Raw genomic sequence first — 1390 nt, 5'->3', positions numbered from 1 at the left:
GAAGGAAGCGCTCGACGCGGGCGATTATGACGCGGCGTTCGGCGGCGGGCGGCGCGACGAGGAGAAAAGCCGCGCCAAGGAGCGCATCTTTTCGTTCCGCAACCGGTCGCACGGCTGGGACCCCAAGGCGCAGCGCGCCGAGCTCTGGTCGCTCTACAACATGCGCAAGAACCGCGGCGAAAGCATCCGCGTCTTTCCGCTGTCGAACTGGACCGAGCTCGATATCTGGCAATATATTCTCGCCGAGACGATCGAGATCGTGCCGCTCTATCTGGCGGCGCCGCGCCCAACGGTTGTGCGCGACGGGCTGTTGCTCGTCGTCGACGACGATCGGATGGCGCTGCGGCCCGGCGAGGCGATCGTTGAGCGATCGGTGCGTTTCCGCACGCTCGGCTGCTGGCCGCTGACCGGCGCGGTCGCGAGCACGGCGGCGACGCTGCCCGACGTCATTGCGGAAATGCTGTCGTCGACGACGTCCGAACGCGACGGGCGCGCGGTCGACAAGGACGCGTCGGCTTCGATGGAGAAGAAGAAGCGCGAGGGCTATTTCTGATGGTCGCGCCTGTCCCCGACATCGCGGCGCTGCTCGCGGCGCATGAGGGCAAGTCGCTGCTGCGCTTCATCACCTGCGGGTCGGTCGACGACGGCAAGTCGACGCTTATCGGGCGGCTGCTCTATGATTCGAAGCTGGTCCTCGACGACCAGCTCGCCGCGCTCGCCGCCGACAGCCGTCGCGTCGGGACTCAAGGGCAGGACATCGACTTCGCGCTGCTCGTCGACGGCCTGGATGCCGAGCGCGAGCAGGGGATCACGATCGACGTCGCCTATCGCTTCTTCACGACTGCAAGGCGCAAGTTCATCGTCGCCGATTGTCCGGGGCACGAGCAATATACGCGCAACATGGTGACCGGCGCGTCGACCGCCGATGTCGCGGTCATCCTTGTCGATGCGCGTAAAGGCGTGCTCGTGCAGACGCGGCGGCACTCCTATCTCGCCAGACTAATCGGCGTCCGGCAATTCGTGCTCGCGGTCAACAAGATGGACCTGATCGGCTATGACCGCGCGCGGTTCGCGGCGATCTGCGACGACTATCGCGCATTTGCCGCACAAATCGGGATCGGCGACCTGACATGCATCCCGCTGTCGGGGCTGCGCGGCGACAATGTGATCACGCGCTCGGCGCACATGCCGTGGTTCGACGGCGCGCCGCTGCTCACGCATCTCGAGACACTCGATCTAACCGATGACGCGAAGGCGGACGCACCGTTCGCCCTGCCCGTGCAATGGGTCAACCGTCCGGACCTCGATTTTCGGGGGTTCGCGGGGATGGTCGCGCGCGGGACGGTCGTCCCGGGGGACCGCGTCCGCGTGCTGCCGGGCGGGCAGGTCT

Annotated in this window: 2 protein-coding genes; both read left to right on the top strand. The window is 66.5% G+C overall.

Annotated elements, in window-relative coordinates:
• A partial coding sequence (cysD, locus tag IQ242_RS24780; RefSeq protein WP_193961781.1) for a sulfate adenylyltransferase subunit CysD occupies positions 1-553 on the top strand: 553 nt, incomplete at its 5' end.
• A partial coding sequence (locus IQ242_RS24775) for a sulfate adenylyltransferase subunit 1 (RefSeq protein WP_228021208.1) occupies positions 553-1390 on the top strand: 838 nt, incomplete at its 3' end. The genes cysD and IQ242_RS24775, both read left to right, overlap by 1 nt.

Source organism: Microcystis sp. LEGE 08355 (genome assembly GCF_015207185.1).
Classification (GTDB): Bacteria; Cyanobacteriota; Cyanobacteriia; order Cyanobacteriales; family Microcystaceae; genus Microcystis; species Microcystis panniformis.
This window is presented reverse-complemented; position numbering and strand designations above follow the sequence as displayed.